The following is a 20,441-nucleotide window of genomic DNA, read 5'->3' on the forward strand; positions in this document are numbered from 1 at the left end:
AAGATAACAATAAAGTTTCCGCAATATTTCTGAGGTAAGCTGAGTAATTTTTTATGAGCAGTATTCTTGTCTACGTGATTACTACTGTCTATTATTATTTGCTAAGGGTTTAAGGGTTGAGAATGAATCAATTAAAGTCTACGTGTATTTTAAGTTGCTTTTTACCAAATTTTACTCGTTGCAGTTTAACTTTATTGCTCAGTATGGTTTTGCTAGCTGATGCAGTGGCCGCAACACCGAGAAATATAAAGTCACAGATAGCACAACAATCCGAAGCAACGCCACAGGCTGCAAAACGAGCCTCGGCGCGGGGACAGCAACTTTTGCAGGAAGCACAGAAACTTTATGAGCGAGGTACAGGAGAATCTCGGCGACAAGCGATCGCCAAATATGAGGAAGCACTCAAAATCTGGCGAGAAATAGGCGATCGCAATTCTGAAGCTACGACACTTTTAAGCATCGGTACTCTCTACTTTATCCAAAGCGACAATCAAAAGGCGCTGGAATATTACAATCAAGCACTAGTCATCAGGCGTACACTCAAAGACCGCTTTGGGGAAGCTGTTATGCTCTCTTCTTTAGCTGGCGCTTACTCCAACTTGGGCGAAAAGCAAAAAGCACTCTCATCTTATAACCAAGCGCTGTCATTATTTCGCGCTGAGAAAAAAACCGATTTTGAAGCACAGACGCTAAGCCGCATTGCTGGAGTTTATTTTCAATTGGGCGACGCGAAGAAGGCACTAGACTCCTACAATCAAGCGCTGGTGATTCAACGCGCCCAGAAAAATCTGGATGGACAAGCTGACATCCTCCAAACCATCGGTTTACTCTACGCGCAGTTGGGCGAACCACAAAAAGCGCTGAATTCATTAAATCAAGCATTGGAGATCCAACTTACCAAGAAGGATCAGGCTGGACAAGCCAATGTCCTCAACTACATCGGCATACTTTACTTATCGTTGGGCGAGAATCAGAAAGCACTTGATACCTTAAACCAAGCGCTGGAATTGCAACAGAAAGCGCAAGGAAATCTTTCTGGATCTGCACTTGTATTTAATCTCACTCAACAAGCCTCTATTTTCTCAGTAATCGCTGGAGTTTATAATTCATTAGGCGAACCTCAGAAGGCGATCGACTACTTTAAACAAGCACAATCGTTGCTCCAAAAGGTAGGTAATCCCAATGCGGAAGCTGAGATTTTTAACCAAATTAGCTTTGTATACGATCAAACAGGCGAGAAGCAGCAAGCGCTTGATTCATTAAACCAAGCACTTGTACTTCAACGTGCTAGTAAAGATCGTGCTAGGGAAGCCTTTACCCTTGGCAACATTGCAGGTATTTACGCATCATTCGGCGATTATCAGCAAGCCCTCGACTTTTACAACCAATCACTGGATTTGAGTCGTCAGGTTGGCGATCGCGCAAGAATTGCTGATACACTCAAGGATATCGCTCTAGTCTACAGTTCATTGGGTGACTATCGGTTAAGTGTAGAAACTTACAGCCAAGCCCTGGAGATATCTAAAAAGATAGGCGATCGCGGTAAGGAAGCTCAAATCCTAGACAACATTGGCAGCGTTTATCTAGCAAGGGAAGATTATCCCAAAGCACTAGATTATTACAACCAGGCGCGGAAACTAGAGCGCGAACAGGGAAATATTGTTCAGGAATTTGCCACACTTACAGGCATTATCAGAGTTTATGAGTCATTGAAGGATTATCCCAAAGCGCTTGATGCTGCTAATCAGGCGCTTTCGTTGTCACGTCAACAAAAAGGCAGCTTTACCGAAGCCGCTGCTCTCGCCTTTTTAGGTAGGGTATATCAAGCATCAGGCGATTATCAAAAATCACTTTCATTTTCTCAAAATGCGGTGTCTGGGTGGCAAAAGTTAGGAAATCGGTATGCAGAAGCTAACGTTTTGGACAATATTGGCAAAACTTACAATTCATTAAAGCAGCCTCAACAAGCGATCGCAACTTACAATCAACAACTTGGACTGTGGAGAACCTTGGGCGATCGCACCGGAGAAGCTGACACACTTTATAGTATTGCGATTACAGAACGCGATCGGGGCAATCTTAACGCTGCCCTTTCCCAAATAGAAGCAACAATTAAAATCGTTGAAGATACACGTAGCAAAGTCACCAGCCAAGAACTACGTACTTCCTACTTTGCCACCGTGCAGAAGTATTACGAGTTTTACATTGACCTGCTGATGCAACTGCACAAACAAAACCCATCAAAAGGATACGATGCTTTAGCACTGCAAGCTAGCGAACGTTCTCGCGCCAGAGGTTTAGTAGAACTGTTAACAGAAGCTAATGTAGATATCTTCAAAGGCGTTGACCCCAAATTACTAGAAGAAGAACGCCGTTTGCAATGGCAAATCGATGCTAAAGAGAAAAAACTTTCAGAGCTAGCTAATAAAGATAATACTCCTAAGCAAATAGAAAACCTCACAGAAGAAATCAAAAACCTCTTCAATCAACAGCAAACACTAAAGACAAAAATTCGTACTCAAAACCCTGAATATGCTGAGTTAAAGTATCCCCAACCTCTCACCTTACCTGAGATTCAGCAACAACTAGATAAAGACACCCTACTGTTGCAGTATTCATTGGGTGAAAAACGTAGCTATCTTTGGGCTGTCACACCCAATTCTCTTAACACTTATCAACTCCCTGGACGCGAACAGATAGAAAAAGCAGCTAAGAATTTATATAACAACTACTTAAAAAATCCTGGGATGCGGGGAGTATCCCCAAAACAAACCGCTCAAGCTGCTCACGAACTCAGTAAACTGATCCTCGCACCCGTTACTGACAAGTTAGGACGAAAACGCTTAGTAATTGTTGGTGATGATGCTTTGCAATATATTCCTTTTGCAGCATTAACTAGCGCAAAATCAGCAGATGGGTCAGCTTATCAACCGTTGGTAGTTAACCATGAAATTATAAATCTGCCTTCCGCTTCTACCATTGCTATTCTCCGCAAAGAAATTAAAGGGCGCTCCAAAGCACCGAAATCTCTCGCCATCCTCGCCGATCCAGTATTTAGTACTGATGATGAGCGTGTGGCCAAAAAACCTCAAAATGCCGCCAATAAACTCGACTTGCAACTACAAGAATCTGCCCTCAAGCGGTCTACTAGCAACATCAACCGTAGCAATCTTGTAAGACTTCAAGGTACTCGCACTGAGGCCCAGGAGATTCTCAAACTGGTGTCACCGTCAGATAATTTGCAAGCTTTGGATTTTGATGCTAACTACAACTGGGCGACCAGCAAACAGCTCAGTCAATATCAGATTATTCATTTTGCTACTCACGGCTTTGCTGACAGCAGCGACCCAGAATTATCAGGAATAGTACTATCCCTAGTAGACAAACAAGGCAAACCCCAAAGAGGCTTTCTGCGGCTCAACGAAATCTTCAATCTCAACTTTCCGGCGGAGTTGGTAGTGCTGAGTGCTTGTGAAACCGGACTAGGTGAGGAAGTTCAAGGAGAAGGACTAGTTGGGTTGACAAGAGGATTAATGTATGCTGGTGCAGCCCGTGTGGTGGTGTCTTTATGGAGCGTAGACGATGAAGCGACATCGTTGTTGATGCAGCAATTTTACAGCCAAATGTTGCAGCAAGGTAAATCTCCCGCAGCTGCTCTGCGAGCCGCACAACTCGAACTCTGGAAACAGGAGCAGTGGCGTAATCCATATTCCTGGGCAGGTTTTACCCTACTTGGTGAATGGCGGCAATGAAACTAATTCGTAATTCGTAATGGGCTACGCCCCGCTGCGCTAACGTAATTCGTAATTAAATTCAGCCACCCACTTTCTTGTGAGGTTTCTACCTACCGAGTAAGACAGCGCAAAGTCTGAGCTAAGGCTTAATAGGACTTACGTGAAACCTCTGAAACTCTTATTGCTTTGTGCCTTAGTGACTTCGTGGTTAATTTATTTCATAAAAAAGAGTGATTCTTAAATGAAAAGTGTCTTGAAATCCAAACAATTTATCTTCCCCTGTGTAGCAACAATTGGTGTAGCAACTTTGGGTATTTGGGCATCAGTATCAGCTCAAACACAATCTCAACCAGCCCCACCAAGCTTTACTAGAGTCAAAAATCCTACGGAATTTAAATTGCAAGGCAAAGGTGAACCTTCGGTACTGAATCAGTCCGAAGAACCCCCCGGAAACCGACGGGCAATTATTGGTTCAGACGATCGCATTCCCATGACTAGCAGAAAATACCCTTGGTCAGCGGTGGGTAAAATTGAGGGAGTAGGTGATGATGGTAGTTATAGTTGTACAGGAACGTTAATTGCCGAAGACATTGTTTTAACAAATGCTCACTGTGTAGTTAACCCTGATACTCGAAAGGTTAGTAAAGCGATCGCTTTTCTACCAAACTTAATTAACGGTGTCGTCCGAGATCAAGATGATGTAGCTTATGCGACTAGTGTTTATTACGGCACAGACTTCAAACAGGGAACTTTAGAAGATTATGTAGACGACTGGGCTGTTTTGAAGCTTGACAAACCCATTGGGAGAAAATACGGTTATTTGGGCTGGAAATCTTTGCCATCTTCAACTCTAGTTGGAGATACGAAAAGATTCGCCTTGGTGGGCTATTCTGGTGATTTTCCCAACCCTAAGAAAAAAGGATATGAAGCCCTCACTGCTGGTGAAAGCATGACTGCTGGCGTTCATCTGGAATGCAGCATCCTTCGCCAAAAAGACAGTCTATCCTACCATAACTGTGATACTACTGGCGGTGCTTCTGGAGGAGCAATTATTACTAATATTGACGGCAAATATTATATTGTCGCCCTTCACTCCGGCTGGAACAAGGTTAATGGATTAGTTTTGAACCGTGCAGTGGAAATGTCTCGCTTGGATAAGTGGGTGCGACGAAATCAGTAGAAATGGGTCGTAGTTTGTAAAGGCGCACAACTAACTAGTGGTCTGCCAACTCAAAAATACTGGATGAGAGATGCAGAAAGAGGAAAGGTTAAAGAGAAAGGGATTAATATAAAACCTTTCCCCTTTCCCTTTAACCCGCCAAGTTCTCTTGGCGAACTACCTAGCTGTGCGCCTTCACCATATATTGGATACAAATGATAACTGTAATACTTACATTTCTATACCCAAGGTAGGAAGGGGTAAACCACCCCAGCAAGTTATCACACTGATCGAACACAATAAAAATAAAACGATGAACCAGGTAGACTACCTTCGGATTAGCTTGATTGATCGCTGCAATTTTCGTTGTCAATACTGCATGCCAGAGGGAACAGAATTGGATTATATCCTCAAGCAACAGTTGTTGACTGATGAGGATCTGCTAACCCTAATTCAAGAGGTGTTTATCCCTGTAGGTTTTACCCGGTTTCGTTTGACAGGGGGGGAACCTCTGCTGCGTCCCCGTGTGGTGGATTTGGTAAAAGCGATCGCCTCTCTTCCCCAAACTCAAGACTTATCGATGACAACCAATGGGTTTTTACTTGCCCCAATGGCGCAAAACCTCTACGATGCAGGGCTACGAAGAATTAATATTAGCTTAGACTCTCTCGATCCAGACACCTTTGACCAAATTATTGGTAATCATGGTCGTCGCCGTTGGCAACAAGTATGGCATGGTATTCAAGCTGCCTATAGCGTCGGATTTGACCCACTGAAGTTAAATGTGGTAGTGATTCCTGGTGTCAACGATCACGAAATTCTAGATTTAGCTGCCCTCACAATTGACAGACAGTGGCACGTCCGGTTTATTGAGTTTATGCCAATTGGCAATTTACATTTATTTAGCGATCGCGGTTGGGTATCTTCAGCCGAATTACGACAACGTATTCGCGATCGCTGGGGCTTGACAGAATCCCAAGTTCGTGGTTTTGGCCCCGCGGACGTCTTTAAAATTCCGCAAGCATTGGGGACACTGGGATTTATCAGTCAAATGTCAGAATGTTTTTGCGATCGTTGTAATCGTATGCGCCTCAGTGCCGATGGCTGGCTGCGTCCTTGTTTATTGAATGAAACTGGTCAAATAAACCTAAAAACTGCTCTCCGTTCTGGTATCAGCACCACTCAATTACAAGAGCAGGTAAGGCAACTACTGGCAATCAAGCCAGAAATTAACTTCAAAGAGCGCAACTCTGGTGTTGCAAGTACATACGCCCGCACTATGTCGCAAATTGGTGGGTAGTCATTTGTTATTTGTCATTTGTCCTTTGCTAATGACTCAGGACAAATGACCAAGGACTATTAGGCTTGCCGTGAGTAGTATTCAACTACAAGCAGTTCGTTAACTTGTAGTGCTACCCATTCTCGCTCAATAACGCCGTTGACTTTGCCAACCAACTTAGTTTTGTCAAACTCCAGATGACTCGGGAGATTGGCTAAACCTGGATATTGCAAGTTAGCTTCCACTAACTTCCGCGATTGTTCTCGATCTCTGACAGCAACTACTTCACCGGGACGGCACTGGTAGCTGGCAATGTTAACTACACGACCGTTAACAGTTACATGACCATGATTCACTAATTGACGCGCTGCTGGAATGGTCGGAGCTATACCCAGCCGGAAAACGGTATTATCCAAGCGCATTTCCAGCAATTGCAGCAATACTTGTCCAGTAGAACCAGTAACACGTCTGGCTTTCCGCACATAGCGCAACAGTTGCTTTTCTGTCAGACCATAGTTCAAGCGGAGCTTTTGCTTTTCCTCTAGACGGATAGCATACTCAGAGCGCTTCTTACGGTTCTGACCATGCTGGCCTGGTGGGTAAGCGCGTCTAGCGCTTTTACGAGTTAATCCTGGTAAGTCGCCCAAGCGACGTACAATTCTGAGGCGTGGCCCTCTATATCGGGACATGTGTTTCCTTAATCTAATCCTGTTTAAATTTTACTCAGACGTACCATTTTGACACTTCCCTGATTATAAACCAGGGAATTCTTGGTTCTACGAAGCCGCTTGCTTTGACATGAAGTATCCTACCAAAGTAGAGGCATTTTCTCCCCAAGCGTAAATTCCGGGCTGTCCCGCCGTACTCGTAACAATTATTTGTTTCTGTTTATTTAGTTTCGTAAGCTACTCAATCGTGAGATTGGTTTACGCAGTGTTTTCACTCTGAAATACTTTTGACGCTGCTTACTTATCTTTACAATCCACTACTGTAACATAATTAAGCAGAAAATCAATTTTTGCCTAAAGCACAGACGTGTCTGAATGACGAGCCATATCTTCAAGGGTTTCCAAGTAATTTTTGATAAATAGCTAGAAATTAGAAATTTAACTGGCTCGGCGGCGGACTTGTCGCCCTAGTATACTCCTAACGGCAGCAAAAAAGCCTCTTAACAACGCTCGCATAGCATGCCCAAGGTATTTTCTAGATAATTTTGTGCTGGTTACTATTGGGGTTGGCTTCAATGCTACAGCCGAAATTCTGTTGTTACAGAGGATTTACAGGACATTTGAGTTAGCATAACTTTGGGTGTTTGGAGAACAGCAATGTTACAGAGCAAAAAAGTGGTTAACAGAGGTAGAAACAAACAAGGCGGTTCTGCCTCCAGAATTTTGACAGCACCAGTTTTAGCTGTGGCTGGATGGTTAACAATGATCCTGCCTAGTATGGCTGCCACCGCTTCTTATAGCAATGATTACCGTGTCTGTGCTGCTCGACTCTTGAGCGTGGGCGTCACGGCACAAGCTGCTTCACAAGGTTGTGCAACAGCACTGCGTCCGAGGGACTTGGCTTCCTGTGTGGTTAAGATTGAGAGGCAGACGCAAATTGCAGCGGCGGATGCGCTTTCTTCCTGTGGACAAGCCCGTCGTCCCAATGAATTAGCCTCCTGTGTAGTTGGTATTAGCCAGAACACCCAAGAGGCAATTAACCCAGCAGTTTTAACTTACTGTGGTCGTAGTTTGTTACCTGTAACCTATGCTCAGTGCGTGGTTGGCTTGCGTAGCGAAATTGACGAATTGACCCCCGCTCAGGCGTTGGATACTTGTATTGATGCTAGTGACAGCGTTAGCGGCATTTCTTCGTCTACACCACCATCTAGACTACCTGGGGGATTAAATCCAACTTTTGATACTACCCCAGTTCCCACGCAGCCCAATGTTCCAGTACAGCCAAGCGTTCCTGTGCAGCCAAGCGTTCCTGTGCAGCCAGGTACTAAATAAATTACAGTGCTTTGCAATTGACTGAAATATAAATTGAGTCTGGGGTTGGCTGTTCGCCAACCCTATTTAATGCCAGGAAGTGATCAAGTTACCTGAAAATTTGCCTTACAAATACTTGCCACGCTCATAGCATTAATAACAAGCGTTAAAATTATCTGCGTCTAAATCCTCGAATAAAATTTAAAGACTTTAACGCATATAGTTTGGTAAAAGTTGTTGATTAGACCTCTTGCATAAATACTTAAAATGTCATTTTGAGCGGAGCGAAACATAAGAGTGAGATTCTTTCCTGCAAAACCAAGGCGTAGCTTGGCTTTTGCGTAAGGGTACCTTCCACTACGTTAGGCACTCTGCAGATCTTGCTACAGAATGACATGCCTAACTGTTTGACTTTTGCAAGAGTTATATTCAACAATCATAGATAGTCTTATGACTCTTGAATATCAATCTTCTTTTTTGCCAAAAGCCGTCTGTAAAACTACTGCAATGCCACCATCTTGGTGATATTTATCTGCCCAAGCACGGATAATTTCATCCAACTCTTCCATAGCCTGTTCCAATCGTTCTGGCTTAATATCAAACTCTTCTAACAAGCGCATGGCATTTGGTCGCCTTTCTGCCCAATTTTTCATCATTCGGAAATACCGAGCAGTATCTTCCACCATGATATAAGTGCGCTCTTGATCGTCTGCTGGCGCATAAAAAGGACGAGTCAGAGCGTAGAAGGGCATTCCCCAAGGAGAATCTATGCGTGTTACCGTACCTGAATAAATCAGACGACGCTTGATATGTTCACCTAAAGCTTCACTCAAAGGCATTTGGTGCTCAGGTGGCAAGTCTTCTTGCGATCGCTTGTGCAAAAACTCAATCAAATCCAGAAACTCGAAAGAAGTAACTAACTGAGCGTCTGGCAGATTACTCGGTAGTTTCTGCTCAATTTGTCTTTTTTCATCACTTGTCAAACTAGTACCGGGAACGCGCGATCGCCCTGGTTGCCAAGGATACTTCTCTAACCAGATATAAGGCAATTGAATCAGATAGCGAGGCTCCTGAGAACCCAGCATTTTCAGCAGTTTGCCCTCTGTTAGCGCTTGTCTAACTTCCTCGACAATAATTTTTACGCGTTTCGGCTCCAGGTGGTGCAAATGTCCTGTCATTCGCAGGTTTTGCCCCTGCTCTAGATAGGTCATGTAAATTGCACACTTTGCCGCCGTTGCAGCTGCATCTAGAAATGCCCCATGCCTGTGCCCACTCGTCCGCATGGCACTAAAAGCCAGATAAAGCATGATCTGATCCATCGCACTGGGGCTAAGACGTTTGATCAGATCTATGTCGTTACTCATATTACAGACAATTGAATAGCACGTTTACACGGTTATTAGTCAAGTGAAAATAGGTAGTATACACCCTCTTGAAGGCAATGTCTTTATTTCAGACTATTTAGTATGCAATAACTATGAGATTTTTGGTAGCCAAAATTGTTATTTACGTATTTCTTCTGGCAAACAGGTAGAAGTGATATTGTCAATATAGCTTTTCCTGCATCTAACCGAAAAATCACGGACATCGCCAAACCTCGCTTGATGCGATTTGCGTTCTGCAAGTCAACTGTGTTCCCCGTAACTTACAAAGTCTGTTAGGTTTCTCCGCTTTTTCTTCAATGTCTACTATTCAAATCAAGATGACCTTTAATAGGCCTTGGTAAATTTTGGTAGTACACAGGTGGTAGGAATTAGAGGAGGGAATTAAGAGGAACTCTCTTACTAGATGTAGCAACATTCACAGGGTATGTTGTGAATTATTATCTCGTTTACAACCTCCAGTAATATCTTGGCAGTATAGGCAGTTGACTTGAGGGCAAATTGTAGACATCAAATAAAGCAGGTAATTCCAATTTCAAAATACCTTTAGGTTTTTCCAACATCATTACTTAATACCATAGCATTTTTTCTATAAAATAGGTATAAAGTAATGTTTAAATAGAAATAAAGTCATGTTTTTTAACCTAGATAAGTGATGAATAATTTCGATATTTTATACTTCCAGAAATCAAGGTTTCTTGATATTTGGAATATACTAACAAGCAAAAATTTTATTCATTCTTTTGTGCTGACAGGGATGATACAAAACTCACGGTGTATCTACTCAGACTAATGTTTATATCTACAGCACTATTGCAACCAGAGAGTTAACGAGTAATTAAACATAACAAAATCGTATTTTGGATTTGGTTTCATGATTATTTGCAAGATTTTACCAGATAAGTTTCTGAATTTTGATCACAACAAAAAATTAGAATTTTGTTATTGAGCTAATTTTTTTGCTGCTTTCAAGTAGGTTGCTTATCTACTGATTGACCTATTTGAGGAACTAGATCTGTGTGGATGAGTTGCTAATACCTACAGCAGGTTACTGTACAAAAAGCTATCTTCTGAGCATTTACGCGATCGCATCTCAAGTTGACTCGCTTTGTGATGAGCGATCGCTTTTGTTATCTGAAAAACCCGATCAATTTTGATATTCACTGAATTTACATCAGCAGCGAAGATTTCCATTTGAAATCCGCCTAACGCATTATTGCTTGGTAAATTCCGATCAAGGACACGATTGCTATGTTCAACCTCATTCTGTGCCTCTATATCAAAGTCTGGAGCATCAAAAGCATTTGTGAGCTTAGTATTAGAGTTGTTTGTCATTTGAGTCTCTCAAATATTTAAAGGTAGTAAATAAGCTGTTGCGTGTTTAATCACACTTTTTTGTGTATCCTTCCGGGGAAGCAAGCTACACGTAGCAGCGACCACAGGAGAAGGTTGTCAAAGGTCAAGAGGAGCCAGTCATGTGCGGAGGTTCCCCACGTTGAATGAACTGGCGTTCAAGAGTCAATATTTACTCTGGACTGGAGGACATTTGACCTGAGCTTTCAGAGTTTTTAATTCTGCTCCTGATAGCCATCACGCATAATTATGTAAATTAAACGAGCAACAGCTTTCGACAACACAATTATTCCTAATTACAACTTATACTTACGTGGTTCCCTCACGCTTATCAGGATAAATATACAAAAATCTCTTATAAGTGGTAAATATTAATCGCTTATTTATAGGATTTATTAGCTACTTAGCCATCCAAAAGCTATAACCGCAAAGATTTTAGTGGTGTATTTCAAACTGAATCCCATTGACGCAGGCTACTCCTATCTTCTCTCTGACAATGGGACTAATATATCTATAGAAAGCACTAACTAAGAGGAGTTATAAGCATATACATTAGCTGAGATTCTGGGTTGAAAGTAGTGGAAGTTCAGTAACTCCCACCGTGCATCAGCTGATTACGACGCATCATTTAATTCGTAGAACTAGAAGATTTTACCTGATTTCGCATTTTTTCCAAGCTGAAAGCAGCTGCGCCAAAAGTCACTAATAACACTCCCATAATTTGTACAATATCCAAGTTTTCTTGAATAATTAACCCAGCGAAAATCACGGTTAGAACCGGGACACTAGCACCGATGATCGGTGACTGTAAAGCACCTAAGTTACGTGTGCCAAAAATATTGAATAAATAGCCAGAGAGGGTCAATACACCCAAAATAAACGCGCTTAAGACAAGTTCCAACATCTTAGAGGGGTCAACTAGCAAGTTCCATTCGCCTGGTAAAGGTAGCATCAAACAGATAAAGCTCAACAGCAACATGGTGGCGAAGTTAATTAAAGTAAAAGTTACCGGATGTAGTTGGTCAGCGCATATCCGTGTCAGGATGACATAACCAGCAAAAGCTGCTCCAGAAATGATTGCGGCGCTGCTTCCTAGGGAAATATTATTGCCCATACCAGTGCTGAGAGAACCTGCTAAAACCAACAATTCACCGCAGCAAATCGCGGCGATCGCACTTCCACCCAATGCACTTGGGCGATCGCGAAACAGAAACCACCCTAATAGTCCGCTCACAATTGGATAGATAAAGAAAAGCGCGATCGCCATCCCAGTCGCTACTTGACCGATAGCAGTGTAGATTAGTACCTGAGACACAAACAAAAAGCACCCACTCACAACCGACATCACCAAAATCCGTTGTGTAGTTGCATTGGCAGGTGTAGAATTTCCTCGAACTGAATCAGCTAAGTTTTGGATATCTTGCCAGACTCTTGGATGTAGTATGGGAGCTAAAAGTACCATTAACGGTACTACGACCATAAACCGCAACGTCAAAATTAGTAGAATATTGCCCAAACTCGGTGAGAGCAAGCGCTCCACCTCTACCACTCCAAAAATTTGGGAACCTTCATGGAAAATTATTTTGATCGCTACGTTGTAAAGTGACGATATCACCGTTGACAACACAACTAGCAACAAACCTATCTGGATAGACGATAAGGCTTGGGAGCTAGGCAATCGCGAAGTTTTTGCTCTTTGGCGTGACGCTTGTGTAGTCGGAGGCTCTAGCGTAGTTTTACTCTTTGACAAGTCCTTGCTGAGCACAGAAATTGGTTCGTTGACATTTCGCCTTGGTGGCGGTTGTTTTCCTCCCTTTTGTGGCGTTGGCGTAACAGGCGGGGATATAGTTTCGCTTTTTGACGATTCCTTGCTAAGTATAGAAATCGGTTCGCTTTGATTTCGCCTGAGTGACGATTGTTTTGCTCCCTGCTGTGGTGTTGACGCAGCAGCAGGCGGGGACATAGTTTCGCCCTCTGACAATTCCCTAGGGATAACAGAAATCGGTTCAGTAACGTTTTGCTTAGGTGGCGGTTGTTTTACTCCCTGCTGTGGTGTTGACGCAGCAGCAGGCGGGGATACATCGCCCTTTGACAAATCCTTGCTGATGATAGAAATTGGTTCGACAACATTTTCTATTGGTGGCGATTTCGCAGCAGACGGCTTTGGCGTAGTTTCGCTTTGTGACGATTCCCTAGAAATAATAGAAATTGGTTTGGTAGCGTTTTCTATTGGTGGCGGGATTTTCGCAGCAGGCGGCTTGGACGTAACTTTGCTTTCTGGTAATTCCCTAGGGATAACAGAAATTGGTTCAGCAGCCGTTCTTGCGACTTCGCCAAGTTGCGGCGATGTCTCAGAACTCTTCTTTTGTGGCTCAGTCGGTTGCAACACAGTAGGCGCACTTACTGCGGCTGCTTTTCGTGAAGTTTCTTCTATTGTCTTTTCTAGTTTTCCCTGTAGGCGATTAACGAACTCCGTTAAAATCTCTTCCCCTTGCTGCTGCTGGCTATACATCCGAGACAACTGTTGGGAAAGATTACTTTGGTAGTTCTTTAGTTCTTGTTGCAGTGAGTTAAAGGTGATAGTAACAGTGTCATCCAGACTGCCAAACATGTGTTCGACTTTTTCATTGATCTCACCTGCTACCTTATTGCTCACTTCAGCTGATTTCAGCGCAGATCGTTCATAGGAATTTTCATCTACTTGGGTTGCTAAAGTCGCTAGAGAGGATTGCAGTTGTGAAGATATATGCTTCGCCAGAACTTCTGCTAGCTGACGAATTAACACTTGCTGCTCGGTGATTTGACGCACCTGTTGCAAATGTTCTTTTTCCTCTAGCAAGTGTTGAATGTCATCAGTTAATCGGTTTTTTTCCGATTGAAGCCGCTTTACGTCTTCCTGCAACGATCTGATGACATTCTGCTGGAGATTTTCTAAATCCTCAACTACAGCCCAGAGGGCATTTTCTGCTGCTCTGGATAGCTCGCCTCTGGCTCGCGGGTTTTCTGGTTGCTTCTCGAATCGCCCCATTAGCTTCTAACCTCTAACACCTTGACGATAAAGCTGCTTCCCGTACACTTGACTGGCGCTCATACTAATTTCCTGTATTTTGTCAGATAAACTAAAAATTTTAACAGTACTTCCGCATTTCAACGTAATTCTGTCATTCTGAACACATGGTTGGCAAAGTTTGAAAAAGGCAGAGGAGCAGAGGGAAGAATTAAAAGGAGATTTCACCCGTTTTTAATTACAGGCGCATAAGTTAAAAATTGTGTGTGGGGCTTGTACCCCTGCTGCTGATCTCTTCTGGTCAAATTTGCCCCACTGTTTACTATACGGTGTTGTTTTTGGCATTGATGAGCATCTGGTCAGTTTGATTTCTATCAACTATTAGCCAGCGAGATTTTTACTGCTAAAAAAATCTCACGCCAAATAAATACCTATTGTTTTGATGGCAATAGTAATTGTCAAAGACTTGCAGATGCGTGCCTTGCTACAACAAAATTATCTGACTTGTAAGACTAATATGTAAATTCGTGTGGAATGTAACTTGTGTGACAGTTTACATCTTTAAATGGAGATTAGAGTATCTTTGCTATGGAAATTTAAAGTATTTCCATCTCCTGCACAATATTTTAATGAATGAGCAGCCATTCTGCAAAAATGCGCTTTAACTTTAGCGTTGTAGCAGTCTATTTTTTGCTATGAGCAAATATATTAAATGGAAAACATCAGGAAAATATTAATAATTATTAGAAAAAGAAAATTCGAGCGAGGCTAAAGATCGCAGCACTGAGAACAGCACTCACGGGGACTGTAATTAGCCATGCGGCGGCGATACCTTTTAGAGTTTTGCGCTGAATAGATTTGATATTTTGTATTAATCCAATACCAACTACACCACCGACAAGGGCGTGGGAGGTGGAGACAGGTAAACCTAGCCGGGAGGCTAGGAGAATGGTGGTAGCAGTGGCAAGTTCGGCACAAAATCCGCTACTAGGTTCCAAGGAAATGATGCTTTCGCCAATAGTGGCGATGACTTTTTTTCCCCATACGGCTAAACCAGCAACAATACCAGCACCACCAAGGATTAAAATCCATATAGGGATAGTGATGCCATTTGTGGGTACGCTACCAGTGCGATTGATGTAGACGATCGCAGCTAAAGGAGCGATCGCATTTCCAACATCATTAGAACCATGAGCAAAGGCCACAAAGCAAGCACTCAATACTTGGAATCGAGCAAATAAGCGTTCGACGGGATTGGGGGCTGGAGATTTCTTACTCTTATTTTCCTTGTGTCTATCACCATCTAGCTGTCGCCAACTGATGATCGTGAGTCCAACTGCTGCTACTGAACCCGTTAGCAGGGGGATGTCATGAGCGGGTATTTTGAAACCAAGCTCAATTAAAAAATTGGTTAGCGGTTGAGTTAGCGAAGGTAGCACAATTACGCCAAGTACACCTAGCAGAACTGCACTCAACCAGGGAATCCACTCTTGCAACTGCACCAATTGATTTGGTTGATCCAAAATCCAGCGCTTAATTTGACTGTAAAATAAAGCCGCAATTGCACCACTGATAATCGGCGTTAAAATCCAGCCAATAGTAATTGGGCCAATTGATGACCAATCAATTGCACTCACTCCCAAAGCTACCCAACTAAATCCAGCGATCGCACCAACAACCGCATGAGATGAGGATACAGGTAAACCGCGTGAGGTAGCAATTTGCAACCACACTCCACTCGCCAGTAACACCGTTACCATCCCAGTCACCAATATTTGGGGCGTAGCGGCGAATAAAGCAGGATTAGTGATTTTTGTCGCTAGGGTTTCTGTTACCTCATGTCCAAATAATGTAGCGCCCGTAAACTCTAATACCCCAGCAATAATTAGCGCTTGTTTCAGAGTGACAGCTTTGGAACCAACCGAAGTTCCCATTGCGTTAGCAACATCGTTAGCTCCGAGATTGAAAGCGACGTAGAAGGCTAGGAGGGCTACAGGAATTAGGGTTATAAGCATTTTATCTAGGCTGAGTTATGTTAGCGGTAGCAGGGTGTTTAACCCGTGCTGAATGGGGGAGTGGAGAAGGTAATACCAATAAAAAGAATGTGACAGATAGACCATGTAGAGACGTTGCAATGCAACGTCTCTACCAAAGGATTTGTTGCTTAGGGATAAATTAAGATTTTGTAAGTTTCCGCTGTGGGTGCGATCGCCTGTGCGACCGCTGCTGATAAATCTTTTAATGGATAGCGATCGCTAATCAATGCCTCTACATCAATCCGGCGATTAAACACGATATCAGCGGAGAGATTTTGCAGGCGGTAGGATGAACTGTAACTACCCATCAAATCAATTTCCCGGCGATAGAGAATATTGGGGTTGACAGGAATTTCCACCTCATCGGGGAATTCCGCAAAAAACAAGATTTTACCGCCTTTGCGGGTACAGTCAATTGCTTGAAAGAAAGCTTTTTCACTGGGGACAGCCAATAAGGTGACATCAACACCTAATCCACCAGTGAGCGCATGAATTTTGGCGGGTAAATCAGCATCACGAGCATCAAAAGCCGCCTCTGCACCAACATTCAATGCTTTGTCAATTCTAGAAGGCAGTAAGTCGGTGGCGATCGCTTTTGCTCCGAAATACTTCACCAACATGATAAACATTAATCCAATTGGCCCAGCACCAGTCACTAAAACAGTTTGTCCTGGAGCTATTTGAGCTTTTTTCACTGCTTTCAAGCAGCAGTTAGTCGGTTCTACAAAACTTGCTTCTTCAAAACTGATATGATCAGGGATGGGAATTAGCCCACCGTTTTGTACAATATGTCCTGGCACTTTGACATAATCGGCAAAGCCGCCACCACTGGCGTTGAAGCCTGCGGTCGTGGAAATATTTTTGTAGACATTGCACATTGAGAAATTGTCATTTAGGCAGTAAGCGCAACGCATACACGGGATGTGGTGCATCACCGCCACCCGTTGTCCTACTTGCCAACCTGTGACATTATTTCCTAATGCTGCGATCGTCCCAGCAGTTTCATGTCCAAAAATGCGTGGCGGTTCATATAGGGGATAACGAATTTTTTTTATATCTGACTGACACAACCCCACTACCCGCACCTGTACCAGCACTTCATCTGGTTCCAGCGTTGGGACTGGGATATCTTCGTAAGACAGTTGATTGACGCCTCTAAATACCTGTGCTTTCACGTTGGTTTTTCACCGCTCAACGATACTAGATGTAACATTAGCAGTCAACGTTAAGCTAGCAGGTTTGAGATTTCTGTGTTTTAGCTTGTTCTAGTTCTAGTTCTTGTTCTAAGCTCTGTTTAAATATTTGGAGCTTCAACATCCGCCGATGAAAGATATCCCCCAATTCCGCCATTCTCAAGCCTGAGGATCTCACCCCGGTTGTCTTTAGCCGTAATAGTTAGAATTTCCCCTTTTTGCCAGAGTCGATACCGTTCACCCTCAAAGCATCGACCACCTTCAGGTGCTTTATTTGCAAACTTACTGTTCAAAGCTTTTTTGGCAGTTTGCACAATTTCGTCAGAATAAAGTTGGCAGCGAATACTACGAGCAAATTTTGGTACTCTATTATTTTTTTCTAACTTGTCAAGCAACTCAGTAACGGTCACTGGACGTTTAAGCTCATTAGACTGCTGCCAAATAATTTTAATCATTATTCCTGGATGTTGCTCATCAAGGTAAACCAAAAAATCATCTGGATGCCAAGCCTCAATCTGATAAGGAGCAAGAGCTTCTACAGTAAAATGTTTGAGGTTAGCAGTAACGATGACTTCTGCTTTGGCAACTATAGCAGCAGCAACAACATGGCGATCGCCTATATCATTTGTCATTGCTGCAACTAGATACTCTAGTACTTCCACCATCGCATCAGGAAAGTTTGTCTTGATTTGTTCTTGAAAGTATCTTTCCTTGGCATTTGTCATCCTCCCATTCTTTACAAGGTTGCGAGTAGCGCCATCCAGAATTTCTTGTGAAAAATGAAGTTCGTATAACTCTGCCTCAGCAGCACGCATAAGGGTATCACACAAAGGCATAGGGTAGATGACACAGGAATCCAAAACAACCGAGAGTACCATGTTACTGATCTAATTAGCTACTCTCCTCATCATAGAATCCCTCATCTTCCAAAAACTGAGTAAATTGCTTAAGTCCTTCCTGACGCTTACTATCGCGCTGTTTTTTATATTTCACTAAATCCTCAAAACGAACACGCCGATGTGTTCCCACCATAATGTGGGGGATTTCCTTCTGTTCTAATAATTTAATCAGATGGGGACGTGAAACTTTAAGAAAATCTGCTGCTTTTTGAGTCGTTAATTCTCGATCTTGAATAACCACAGACACCACTTTACCTGATGCCATTGCGTGAACAACTTGATGCAACACCTGGTACACCGAATCAGGAATGGTAATTTGTTCTCCGTTAGCTCCTACCAGTTTCGCCTGGGAACCTTTAACGCTAAGTATGCGCTCAAGTTCCTTGATAGGTTGGGCTTCTAGGTTTGGAGATATTACAGAATCTAAAGACACGTTATGTCTTAACATCATAAATTTGTCTCCTACTTTGTCGTGGGGCTTGTCATCATCAATGCAATTTACACACTGTCAATCCTATTTACAGTTTATCTTACTCACGACATAAACGAAATATCCGAAAAATAAAATAGCTTATTATCAAGATGCAGAAATTCTTAGGTTTAACCATTAGCTTATCTGCTGTTATCTGGTTTGTGACTACAGCAGCCTTTAGTCTTCCGCTCTCAAAAAACCAGACATTAAACAATTTGGCTGAAAAAGCTAAGTTAGAGGTTTCTAAAACTACAGGAATCTCGACTGACCATCTCAGCATAGCTAACACAGCAAATCTAGCTGATACTGGAATCACGCGGTTTAAGCTAAGAGATATTCAAGGCAATATGTATGGTGTATCCCTTGATAGTGTTGGTAATCTAGTTAGTCAGGAAGCGTTAGAGCGAGCTATTCAGGCAATCAACAATAAAGGCTTCATCGGCAAATTAGAGGCTGAATTAGCTAATCGCATCGGTCAAGGAAGCAATAGCCCAATCAGGGTCGTTTTTTCTCTGAGAGCGAAAACAGTTAGGCCCTACGGGCAATCAAACCGCGCCGAGTATCAAAATTACTTAAATACTCTTAGATCTCACTATGCGGTGGTTCAGCAACCTCTTGTAAACCAACTTCAGGAAAGTAACCAGCGAGTCATTTATCAATCTCTTTATACACCAATGGTGGTGGCGGAAGTCACTCCTTCGTTAATCCAAGCGATCGCTGCTCGTTCTGATGTAGAGCGAATCTACCTTGAGCGACGAGGAAGTCCAAGGTAGAACTGATCATAAATCGCCCCAGCAAAAACTAGGGTTTTACTGGAGCAGCAGAAACAATGGCAGTCGTATAACTGGTCTTTTTCTACGAAATCTTCTTAATATTAGCCTTCGCAACTATGGCAGTAGTAGCTCTCTTTACCAAAGGACGCCGATAGGTGGGGAAAATTTTGTCTAACTTCACAAAGAAACGGTATTCAAAAACTAATAATAATTATTTGCAATAATTTCGTTGATGTTGTAAGCTTTCTCAAATATATTGAATATTTTTATCAATAAGTTTTTGCAGGAGGTCTGACACGTTGGTAAGCCTGGCTGGAAAAATCAGATGGAATCAGATATGGCAACTCATAGTTATTAGTTACAAAAATCTTAATTAGTGTATTGAAAGTTTATTCTATTTACAGGAAAATCAGGATGTCGAAACTGCCGGATGTTCTTTGGTTAAATACAAGCCCTAGTTTGCAATACTTTGCTCAACCGCTGCTTTGTTACCTATCATCTCAAGTGACAATGCAAGAGTGGAAATATCACCAAAGCCAAGATGAGGTAAGTTCACTAGATGCTGCTGTTGTTCTACTTCATGATTACCTCAAATCCTGCAATCGACCTGTTCACCTGATTGGTCATAGTACAGGAGGATTACTAGGGCTACTTTATAGTCGTCGCTATCCAGAAACAGTCAAGTCTTTGACGCTATTAGCTGTGGGTGTGGATGCAGCGGTTGATTGGCAAGCTCATTACTATACTCACCGTCAGTTTTTAAGTCGCCAGAAGCTTCTGACTGATATGGTTTACAACTTGTTTGGCTATCAAGATAAATGCACTCTCAAGAGTTTGACATCTCTTCTAGAGCAAGACTTAGATTGTTCGCTCTCTCCCCATTCTCTTTTTGAGAGGGTAAGTATGACTGCAAACAGAGTTCCAGTACCTTTGATGGTTTGTGGTAGCTTAAACGATATTGTTGTTAAACCTGATGCACTGCAAGGATGGCGATCGCATCTAAAGGATGGCGATCGCTTATGGTCTTGTTTGGAAGGATGGCATTTCTTTCACTTTTTCCAGTATCAGCTGGTAGCAGAACAGCTACTCGACTTTTGGAAGTTTATACGTGTGTCAGATTCGGTGTATTCCTGTTTGCAACGTTAGGCAGAAATAAATAAGGATATATCTTAAAA

At 42.7% G+C, this 20,441-nt stretch carries 14 protein-coding genes; 6 read left to right on the top strand and 8 right to left on the bottom strand.

Annotated features, from left to right (window positions below; translation table 11 throughout):
- Nucleotides 1-122: 122 nt before the first annotated feature.
- The 3 genes from HCR01_RS06740 to moaA all read left to right on the top strand — a co-directional run bounded on the left by HCR01_RS06740 (nucleotide 123) and on the right by moaA (nucleotide 6,193).
- Nucleotides 123-3,752 (top strand): CHAT domain-containing protein, encoded by a 3,630-nt coding sequence (locus HCR01_RS06740; protein ID WP_193195464.1) that lies wholly within the window; start codon nucleotides 123-125, stop codon nucleotides 3,750-3,752.
- 223 nt (nucleotides 3,753-3,975) lie between these two features.
- Nucleotides 3,976-4,914: a trypsin-like serine peptidase gene (locus HCR01_RS06745; protein ID WP_193195465.1), complete on the top strand. Its 939-nt coding sequence runs from the start codon at nucleotides 3,976-3,978 to the stop codon at nucleotides 4,912-4,914.
- Between the two features lie 292 nt (nucleotides 4,915-5,206).
- On the top strand, nucleotides 5,207-6,193 hold the full coding sequence (gene moaA, locus HCR01_RS06750) for a GTP 3',8-cyclase MoaA (protein WP_193195466.1): 987 nt from the start codon (nucleotides 5,207-5,209) through the stop codon (nucleotides 6,191-6,193).
- A 59-nt stretch (nucleotides 6,194-6,252) separates the two neighbouring features.
- Here the strand turns inward: moaA and rpsD are convergent, their stop codons facing one another.
- Entirely contained in the window at nucleotides 6,253-6,861 is a 609-nt protein-coding gene (rpsD, locus tag HCR01_RS06755; RefSeq protein WP_193195467.1) for a 30S ribosomal protein S4, read from the bottom strand.
- 636 nt (nucleotides 6,862-7,497) lie between these two features.
- Between rpsD and HCR01_RS06760 the strand changes: the two genes are divergently transcribed.
- Nucleotides 7,498-8,172: a hypothetical protein gene (locus HCR01_RS06760; protein ID WP_193195468.1), complete on the top strand. Its 675-nt coding sequence runs from the start codon at nucleotides 7,498-7,500 to the stop codon at nucleotides 8,170-8,172.
- Between the two features lie 443 nt (nucleotides 8,173-8,615).
- On the opposite strand, the gene hetR is transcribed toward HCR01_RS06760, so the two are convergent.
- From hetR to HCR01_RS06795, 7 genes are all read right to left on the bottom strand, one after another.
- Nucleotides 8,616-9,515, bottom strand: coding sequence for a heterocyst differentiation master regulator HetR (gene hetR / locus HCR01_RS06765; RefSeq protein ID WP_193195469.1), 900 nt, complete (start codon nucleotides 9,513-9,515; stop codon nucleotides 8,616-8,618).
- Nucleotides 9,516-10,571: 1,056 nt separating this feature from the next.
- Entirely contained in the window at nucleotides 10,572-10,868 is a 297-nt protein-coding gene (locus HCR01_RS06770; RefSeq protein WP_193195470.1) for a hypothetical protein, read from the bottom strand.
- A 646-nt stretch (nucleotides 10,869-11,514) separates the two neighbouring features.
- Nucleotides 11,515-13,914 (bottom strand): DMT family transporter, encoded by a 2,400-nt coding sequence (locus HCR01_RS06775; RefSeq protein ID WP_193195471.1) that lies wholly within the window; start codon nucleotides 13,912-13,914, stop codon nucleotides 11,515-11,517.
- Between the two features lie 722 nt (nucleotides 13,915-14,636).
- Nucleotides 14,637-15,908 carry an inorganic phosphate transporter gene (locus HCR01_RS06780; protein WP_193195472.1) on the bottom strand — a complete coding sequence of 424 codons (1,272 nt, stop codon included), beginning with the start codon at nucleotides 15,906-15,908 and terminating at the stop codon, nucleotides 14,637-14,639.
- 149 nt (nucleotides 15,909-16,057) lie between these two features.
- Entirely contained in the window at nucleotides 16,058-17,104 is a 1,047-nt protein-coding gene (locus tag HCR01_RS06785) for a zinc-dependent dehydrogenase (protein WP_193195473.1), read from the bottom strand.
- A gap of 119 nt (nucleotides 17,105-17,223) precedes the next feature.
- Nucleotides 17,224-18,000 carry a PIN domain-containing protein gene (locus HCR01_RS06790; RefSeq protein ID WP_193195474.1) on the bottom strand — a complete coding sequence of 259 codons (777 nt, stop codon included), beginning with the start codon at nucleotides 17,998-18,000 and terminating at the stop codon, nucleotides 17,224-17,226.
- A gap of 13 nt (nucleotides 18,001-18,013) precedes the next feature.
- On the bottom strand, nucleotides 18,014-18,469 hold the full coding sequence (locus HCR01_RS06795; protein ID WP_193195604.1) for a helix-turn-helix domain-containing protein: 456 nt from the start codon (nucleotides 18,467-18,469) through the stop codon (nucleotides 18,014-18,016).
- A 134-nt stretch (nucleotides 18,470-18,603) separates the two neighbouring features.
- Here HCR01_RS06795 and HCR01_RS06800 point away from each other — a divergent pair, with 134 nt between their 5' ends.
- Nucleotides 18,604-19,266, top strand: coding sequence for a hypothetical protein (locus tag HCR01_RS06800; RefSeq protein WP_193195475.1), 663 nt, complete (start codon nucleotides 18,604-18,606; stop codon nucleotides 19,264-19,266).
- Between the two features lie 414 nt (nucleotides 19,267-19,680).
- Nucleotides 19,681-20,412, top strand: coding sequence for an alpha/beta fold hydrolase (locus HCR01_RS06805; RefSeq protein WP_193195476.1), 732 nt, complete (start codon nucleotides 19,681-19,683; stop codon nucleotides 20,410-20,412).
- The last annotated feature ends 29 nt before the right edge of the window (nucleotides 20,413-20,441 follow it).

The sequence above is a fragment of the Nostoc sp. MG11 genome, from assembly GCF_014904695.1.
Lineage (GTDB): Bacteria > Cyanobacteriota > Cyanobacteriia > Cyanobacteriales > Nostocaceae > Komarekiella.

Excerpts from the sequence above, each read along its gene's own strand:
- HCR01_RS06740 (WP_193195464.1), top strand. The coding sequence starts at position 123 with ATGAATCAATTAAAGTCTACGTGTATTTTAAGTTGCTTTTTACCAAAT.
- HCR01_RS06745 (WP_193195465.1), top strand. The coding sequence starts at position 3,976 with ATGAAAAGTGTCTTGAAATCCAAACAATTTATCTTCCCCTGTGTAGCA.
- moaA (WP_193195466.1), top strand. The coding sequence starts at position 5,207 with ATGAACCAGGTAGACTACCTTCGGATTAGCTTGATTGATCGCTGCAAT.
- rpsD (WP_193195467.1), bottom strand. The coding sequence starts at position 6,861 with ATGTCCCGATATAGAGGGCCACGCCTCAGAATTGTACGTCGCTTGGGC.
- HCR01_RS06760 (WP_193195468.1), top strand. The coding sequence starts at position 7,498 with ATGTTACAGAGCAAAAAAGTGGTTAACAGAGGTAGAAACAAACAAGGC.
- hetR (WP_193195469.1), bottom strand. The coding sequence starts at position 9,515 with ATGAGTAACGACATAGATCTGATCAAACGTCTTAGCCCCAGTGCGATG.
- HCR01_RS06770 (WP_193195470.1), bottom strand. The coding sequence starts at position 10,868 with ATGACAAACAACTCTAATACTAAGCTCACAAATGCTTTTGATGCTCCA.
- HCR01_RS06775 (WP_193195471.1), bottom strand. The coding sequence starts at position 13,914 with ATGGGGCGATTCGAGAAGCAACCAGAAAACCCGCGAGCCAGAGGCGAG.
- HCR01_RS06780 (WP_193195472.1), bottom strand. The coding sequence starts at position 15,908 with ATGCTTATAACCCTAATTCCTGTAGCCCTCCTAGCCTTCTACGTCGCT.
- HCR01_RS06790 (WP_193195474.1), bottom strand. The coding sequence starts at position 18,000 with ATGGTACTCTCGGTTGTTTTGGATTCCTGTGTCATCTACCCTATGCCT.
- HCR01_RS06795 (WP_193195604.1), bottom strand. The coding sequence starts at position 18,469 with ATGTTAAGACATAACGTGTCTTTAGATTCTGTAATATCTCCAAACCTA.
- HCR01_RS06800 (WP_193195475.1), top strand. The coding sequence starts at position 18,604 with ATGCAGAAATTCTTAGGTTTAACCATTAGCTTATCTGCTGTTATCTGG.
- HCR01_RS06805 (WP_193195476.1), top strand. The coding sequence starts at position 19,681 with ATGTCGAAACTGCCGGATGTTCTTTGGTTAAATACAAGCCCTAGTTTG.